The 7,488-nt window shown below is 40.7% G+C and carries 3 protein-coding genes; all 3 read right to left on the bottom strand.

Annotation, left to right across the window (positions count from 1 at the left end; all coding sequences use genetic code 11):
* A partial coding sequence (locus tag HMPREF2904_RS05740; RefSeq protein WP_141751197.1) for a mucin-binding protein occupies positions 1-1,406 on the bottom strand: 1,406 nt, incomplete at its 3' end.
* A gap of 96 nt (positions 1,407-1,502) precedes the next feature.
* A complete protein-coding gene (locus tag HMPREF2904_RS05735; RefSeq protein WP_256263239.1) occupies positions 1,503-5,207 on the bottom strand; it encodes a mucin-binding protein in 3,705 nt (1,234 codons plus the stop codon).
* Positions 5,208-5,906: 699 nt separating this feature from the next.
* On the bottom strand, positions 5,907-7,488 hold a 1,582-nt coding region (locus tag HMPREF2904_RS05730), incomplete at its 5' end, for an SspB-related isopeptide-forming adhesin (RefSeq protein WP_256263238.1).

Genomic DNA, 7,488 nt, shown 5'->3' with positions numbered 1-7,488 from the left:
TTTGGTTTGTCTGGATCGATTGGTTCGATGCGCTCACGAAGGGTAACAGTGAACTCTTGGTCTACTTTTGTATCAGAATCGAAGTTCTTGTCCGCTGCATCAGAGAAGCCATCGCTGACCAATTCATACCCTTGGCGACGGTAAGAAGAAATCTTATCGTTTGTGCTGTAGTTGATTAGCTCACCGGATTTACCAGAAACTAGATCACGGCTCAATTCAGTATTGCCTTTTTCATTAACATATTTAATGATGGCTTTTTGAATTTGCTTGGTGATGACAATCTTAGTATCTCGACCAATCGCGTCTAGATCATCTTTATGGTTTGGATTGACTGTTTTACGAGTTTCGTCATAGCCATAAATGGATTGACCTGGTTTAATTTCCCAACCTGTTGGTACAGATGGTACATTTGTGAACCATGCACGAGTTGGATCAGATGGATCATTAGCGTATTGATTTCTAGCAGATTCTTCCTGTTTAGAAGTTACTTCACCCGCTGGAGTAATATAGTTCCCTTGTTCATCTACATAAGTAACATAACCAAGCTTTTTATACCAAACGTTGAAAACATAGTCGTCAATATTTGTCGGATCGACAACAAGAGCTTCGATACTCGCTTTGTCTGCATAAAAACCAGGAAGAACTGGTGTCATGACTTTCTTAAATTCATAGTCAGGATCAGTTGAAGTCGCATCCCCTGCAGCACGGAAGCTACCTCTGCGATTGTAATTGCGACGATGAGCGATATAAGCTTCTAATGAAGTACGGAATTTTTCTTGTGCTTCTTTTGTAAGCTGGATATCGTATCCTCCATTCGGATTAACAGTCGCATTTTCCAAGTCCAAACCTGGGACTTTTTTATCTACAACAATCTTATCTTTTACTGAAGGTGTCGCTGTTTCGCTTGCTTTTTCTTCCGCTTTCTCCGAAACTACCGCTTTACTTTCAGCATCTTCAACTGTTGGGATAGACTTGCTTTCTTCTTTCGCTTCTTCTACCTTGGTGTCGACTTTAGCTTCTTTTTTAGTTTCCTCAACCTTAGCTTCTGTTTTAGCTTCTACTACATTCGCTTTTTTCTCTACCTCAGCAACTTCTTTTGCTGGTGCTTCAGTAGTTTTTTCAGAAGCAAGTGCTTCTTCATTCTTTTCTACTGGATTTAAATTCGGTGAAGAAATTGCTGGCTCAGCAGTATAGGTAGAAACGTTCTCGGTATTCGAAACGGAGGCTGCTTCCTTCACTGGACTTTCTGGGGCAACCGAAGTTGAAGATGAAGAAGCTTCATCTACCTTCACTTCTGTGTCAGCAGATGCAATAGTAGTTCCTGCCAAAATAGTACCAATCAAAACTGAGGCTACTCCGACAGAATATTTACGAATTGAAAATCGTTGTTTTCGATCAAAACTCATTTCTTTCTCCTTTTTACTTTTATAGTAGCAAATGGATAGCTGTGACTCCCCACTAAGGAGAGCACAACTATGCCATCTACCTAGTTCCAAACTTTACTAAATTTTTGGCGGACGACGACTGTATCGACCACGAGTCAAGGCACGTTTGCCAGTATAGACTGGGTTCGTGACAGTTGCAGTTGCTTTAGGCGTGTTAACACGAATCGCAGTTGTAGGAGCTACTGGTTTAGGGCTAGCTTCTGTTGAAACCTCTGGTTGAGGGGCCACTGGAGTCGCTACTGGCTCTTCCGGTAGGCGCTCTACACTTGCTTCAACTGTTGCTGATGGTCTTGGCTCTTCTGCTACAGGAGTAGGAGACTCAACTGGAAGATCTTCGTAATCCTCAGTAGAAGCAACTTCATATTCTGCTGGTAGACTTCTTGCCACACGACGGTTAGCTACTGCATCTCCAGTAGCAGCTGCACCATTAACTGGCTGAACAGGAGCATCAACGTCTACAACTTTACCAATTCTCCATGAAGAGTAAGTAATATTGCCTGTTACTAAGTTGACATAAGCTGTTCTTTCAAAGGTAATCTTCCGCGTAATAGTCTTGAAGACTTCTTTGCCACTTCCTTCTTCTCTAAAGCGGATGGTTTGAGTTGCTGTACGTTCCAGCTCTTTCATATCCTTGACTTCTTTTGGCCAACTAGCTGGATCCTCTGGAGTTACTGGAATACCTGGAACTGGTTTCGGATCTTGTGGAGTAACTGGTTCGATCCGTTCTTCAAGAGTAACGACAAATTCTTGATCCACAGATGGATTTGAATCATAATGCTTATCTGCAGCATTGGTAAAGCCATCTTCAAGAAGTCGATAACCTGCTTTCTTATAAGCAGTAATTCTATCAGCAGTACTGTACTCAATCAGAGCTCCACCACGGCCTTCCATCTCATCTTTTGCAAGTTCGATGTTTGAAGTGACGTTAACATATTTAACACTTGCTTTTTGCTTATCTTGCTTATAAACGACAACTGTCTCATAATTCGTCAATTGGACATTGTCTACAATGTTCCGCCAATATGTTTCTGAGACTGTGCGACGACCACCTTGAGTCACAACAACATCATCTTTAATATTTGCAGGATTAAATGTCACCGTTACACGGCTAGCTTTCGTTCCTACTGCCAAACCTGGTACGTTCGTAGATAGAATTTCAGCTTTATAGCCTTCAACTTCAGGCGAGACAACAGTATCATAGGTTGCCTTACTATTTGTAGTACCCGCAAGTTGCCAGCCAGTGTCTCCAATGCCATCCCCATCAATATCACGGACGATATATTCTGTCTTACCGTAGGCAGCCAAGAATTCATCTCCATTCGCTACGCTGGAACTCTTCAGCACCTTCTTGAATTGATCTTGATCAATTGCCACTTCTAATAGACGTTTCCAATCCGATGTTTGAACAACAACTTTTGGTTTTCCATTTGCATCTAAAACAGGTGAACCATCTTCATAAACGTAACGAATCGTATTTGTATGGGTTGCCTGTGGATTAATGCTGGTTCCGTTAGATACCCAGATGTTTTGGCGGTTTGCTGTGACTGGATCAATTCCATATGTCTTATCCGTTGCAAGAACCCCACCTGAAGAAGAACCTGTTTGAACAGAGGTGGATGAGCTAGGATTGATTTCTGGTTTTCCACCAGGTTTAAAGCCGGCAATACTCATTACCCCACCTTGGATATCTGTCCAAACTGAACTCATCCTGTTTTTGCTCACAACATCTCGACCATCACGGTTCAGTGAGTATACTGTATAAGTACCAGCACCACGGTTTACACGAGTACCAGTTGGTCCATTAAATTCAATATGGTTACCAGATTCTCTTGAACCATTAGAAATGTAAAGAATATTACCATGACCAATTTGTTCTGGATTGTTTCCTTGGGCAATTCCAAATGGAAGCTTACCTGTAATCTCTCCAGCCGAGCGTCCTTCAGAATTTGTGTAACGCATAAAGGAAACATAGAGTGGATTATTGAATTGGAAGACTACATTCGTACTTGCACCAAGTGGCACCGAAATGAGCTCTGCATAATAGTCCGTATTATCATCGCGAACGTCAACAATTGAACCTTTATTCGCTTGGAATAACGGCTGATCTTTCCGACCATGTTTTGAATCCAAGTTGATGACATCATCCCAAGGATTGGCTCCACGATTATCCATTTGAACACGGAAAGTTGCATAATCATCTACTAAAATAGAGCCATTTTCATTCAAACCAATATAGTTGTAGGCATTGTAACTTCCTGAAGGTCCTCCACCACTCTTAGGACCTTTTCCTACAGAGTGGAAGGTATTCGTTGATTTCTTACCAAATACTACGCGCGAGTTGTCTCCAAAATCAATAGCTGTTCCACGCCCCTTGTTTTCAAAACGAACGCGTGAGTTCTCTCCAGTTGTGAAGGTTGCGTTATTTCCAAAAACCAATCCATCACGACCAGTGAAATTGAAGCTTGCATGTTCTCCAATGGTAAGACTACTCTTTCCATTTCGACGGAAGGCATTTCCTGTTCCGTAGCCTCCCCAGCGATCTAGGTGTGTTAAACCATCTGCTGGACGTCCCATTCCAAGTGAGATGGCCTGACCAATGCTTGTATTTAGAATAAGTTTCGAATCTTTACCAGTTACGACCGTTCCTCCATGTTCCATGAAGATCCCAGCATTATGGTAACGAGCACTTTCCGTTCCATTGTTCGTATTCATGTTAATGGTGAGGCTTGCTCCATCATTTACACGAACAGTTGAACCACCTGCAAGGTTGATACCGTCCCCTTGTGAAGAACGATTCAAGGTCAAACTCGCTCCGTCAGCAACTGTGACAGATTTAGCATCGTGAATATTTGCTTCACGTCGCAATACTGAGTGCCCAGCAGATCCAACATTCCGTTGCACATACTGAGTCTGACCGTTTGCAGAACGGTAGCTATCACTAACAGTCGAACTTGTTTCCCCTTTTACAATGACGTCGGTATTCCCGCCACCACCATAAAGAGACGAACCTTGACTTTTTACATTTTCAAATGTAACGGTATTGGCACCTGTTGTTGAAGAAAGATCAACAGCACCTTTTGAGTTCCCCGTAGCAAGTTGAAGATTCTTGAAGACCAAATTCCATGCACTTGAACCTGTAAACTTCAAGCTATTTGATAATAGATCCAAGCCTGCTTGATCATTTCGACCTTGGATAACTACATTACGGCCTTGTGAATTGATCGCAACTGTACGGTCAACCGAATTCACACGACCATTATCAGTATTACCATTATCTCCAGTCGCTACGACGTTTCCTGAAATGGTGATATTCTGAATAGAATTATCATTCAATGCAGAAACAAAACCATTCCAGTTTGAGACCACACGTGAAGTTACTTCACCACTATTACGAAAACCACTCGTACCTGTTGCTTCACGAAATACAGTTTCAGTTGGCTCAGCTGTAGCTTCCTTCCCTGCTTCTTTATCACCCTCATGTTGCGAATCAGTAGCTACAGAAGGTTGTACAACTGCAGCAACATTGTATGAAGTTGGGACAGACGATTCTCCTGTGACCGGTTTTGAAAGAGCAATCTCTTTGTCTGATGTCGCCTCACTAGAAATTATATCTGAAGACGAGTCAGCAGGATTTTCAACTTCATCGGCCAAAACCGTCTGAGAACCAGCTGCAAACAAGGCCGTTCCCAACAATACGGAACAAACGCCAATAGAATATTTCCGAAGGGAAAACCTTTGACGTCGATTGAATATATCCCTCATATCCATAAAACTCCTTTTAAAAAATATTTTTGTTACAAAGTAATTTTATCAAAAATAAACTTTCAAATATCAATGTGTCGTAAATATCGTGAAAAACATCGTAATATTGTCTTTTTTTGTGATTTATTTGCAAAAAAAATAGAGAAAACACGAACATTTTTTGTGGTTTTTTTCATTTATGCACTTTGAGTTCGCCTTTTTTAAACATGTTATTTATACCAATTATTTTGCTTTTTTCTCTATACTTTTTTACCAACATTTGATAGCTCTAGTTATTGATCTCTAACTTCTTTATCACTCCCCCTATAACAAACAAATATTTATAAATGTACAAGGAGACTCTTTTTTAAAACAGAACTTTAAGCTGGAAGAACGAAAAGATAAATAACTATTTCTATATTTTCTCATCTGTTTGGAACCAGCTTGTTCTCCTTTTATATTTATTAAATAGAAAAAAATAAATTAGAACTCTTTATTTCTAAAAAGAGAAATCTCAAACTATTTGAAAAATAAGGGAAACTTCCCCGCTCCACACAAAAAGCAGTCGGGAAGAATCCCGACTGCTCAAAAGAGCTAATCATTCCCATCACACCCTCGTTCAGCTATCTGATCTCAGAAATGTGATCTCATCCTAGTCCTTTTATAATGAAGTCAAAACTATCCTAAGAATCCCTTAGAAAGAGCTCCGTTCTTTCAATTTTAGTCTTCGCGTTTTTTGCGTTTTGCAAGTCCCGCAAGGCCAACCATACCAAGTGCAGCACCTAACAATGCAGCAGATGCTGATTGTTCTTCACCAGTTTCAGGAAGTGCTGGAGCTGGAGGAGTTGTAGGTGTTGGTGGTGTATTCGGTGGTGTATTCGGTGGTGTATTCGGTGGTGTTGTCGGCGGTGTATTCGGTGGTGTTGTTGGTGGTGTATTTGGCGGTGTTGTTGGCGGAATAACAGTGTTGTTAAACTCTGTATCTTCTGGCAACTGAGTAATAGCCGTCAATACTTTACCGTCTTTGTTAATCATAATACCCACAGTGGCAACCATCTTATCGTATTCAACGCTAGAATCTGTGCCACGGATTTCTTCTACATGGTAGAGATGAGTTCCTTCTTCACCACGTTTGAATTCAAGATTTGAGAAGGTGATCTTACCAGCCGCATCATTGGTTACGGTTTCGATCACATTTCCTTTTTCGTCCTTAAGAACGAAGCTGAATTCACCAGCCTTCAATGCACGACCTTCCAATTTCTTAGTAAATTGGAATTGAACCTTAACTGGAATGTTGACTACACGTTTTTCAGTTGGTTTTTCTGGTTTTTCTACAGTCTTCTTAGTTGGATCGTATTGGTGTACGATTTGTGAAGCTGTATTTTCAATGTCCACACCATCTTGAGCAGATTGTTTAATTTCTGCAGGAATTTCAAACTTGTAGTAACGTCCAAAGGCCAACTTAGTTGTGTCGATAACTTGTGTATTTTCTGCGTCTCCAAGTGACTTAGTCAAGTCTGCTTTAGATGTTGCAGTAATCACACCGTTTTCAACCTTGATATCAAACTTAGCTGTTACATCTTCTCCTGTTACAGAGTCGTATGCCTTAATACCAGCTCCGTTGACAGTCAAGTTCGCACTATCATATTTATCTGTAACACCAACAGATTGAATATTGTGTGCTTCAGTGAATTTAGTTGTATCCAACCATACTTGGTAGTATACTTTATCACCTTTCTTGAGTGTCTTCGTATTGATATTTTGAGCTTCGTTGTTATCAGTCTTATCAACGTAAGGGTTCGCATTTGTGTCCGCAACTTTATTCTTCAACTCGTCATCATCGTCGAGAAGTTTCACACCTGTAAGATCGAATTTAGATTCGTTCAAGATGTATTTCTCTGGGTTGAATTCTGGAGTTTCTGGTGGGCGAACTGTATTATTGAATTCTTTATCTGCTGGATCAGTTACGTTAGTGATAAGAGCTTTCGCTGTTCCGTCATGTTTAACTTCTACAGTTACTACTGCTTTCATCTCATCATAAGTGACAGTTCCATCAGTACCTTTCACTTCTTCAACTGTGAAGTTGTGAACTCCCGCTTGTTCTTTCTTGAATTCAAGTTTAGAGAACTTAACGTTACCAGATGCATCATTGCTTACAGTTTCAACAACTTTACCTTCTGAATCTTTAAGTACGAAGCTGAATTCGTTGGCTTTAAGCTCACGTCCTTCTAGACGTTTAGTAAAGTTGAATTCTACTTGTACTGGTACGCTGTTTACACGTTTTTCAGTTGGTTTGTTTGGT

Source organism: Streptococcus sp. HMSC072G04 (assembly GCF_001813295.1).
Taxonomy (GTDB): Bacteria; Bacillota; Bacilli; order Lactobacillales; family Streptococcaceae; genus Streptococcus.
The sequence above is the reverse complement of the archived record's forward strand: the minus strand, read 5'-3'. Positions and strand labels throughout refer to the sequence as shown.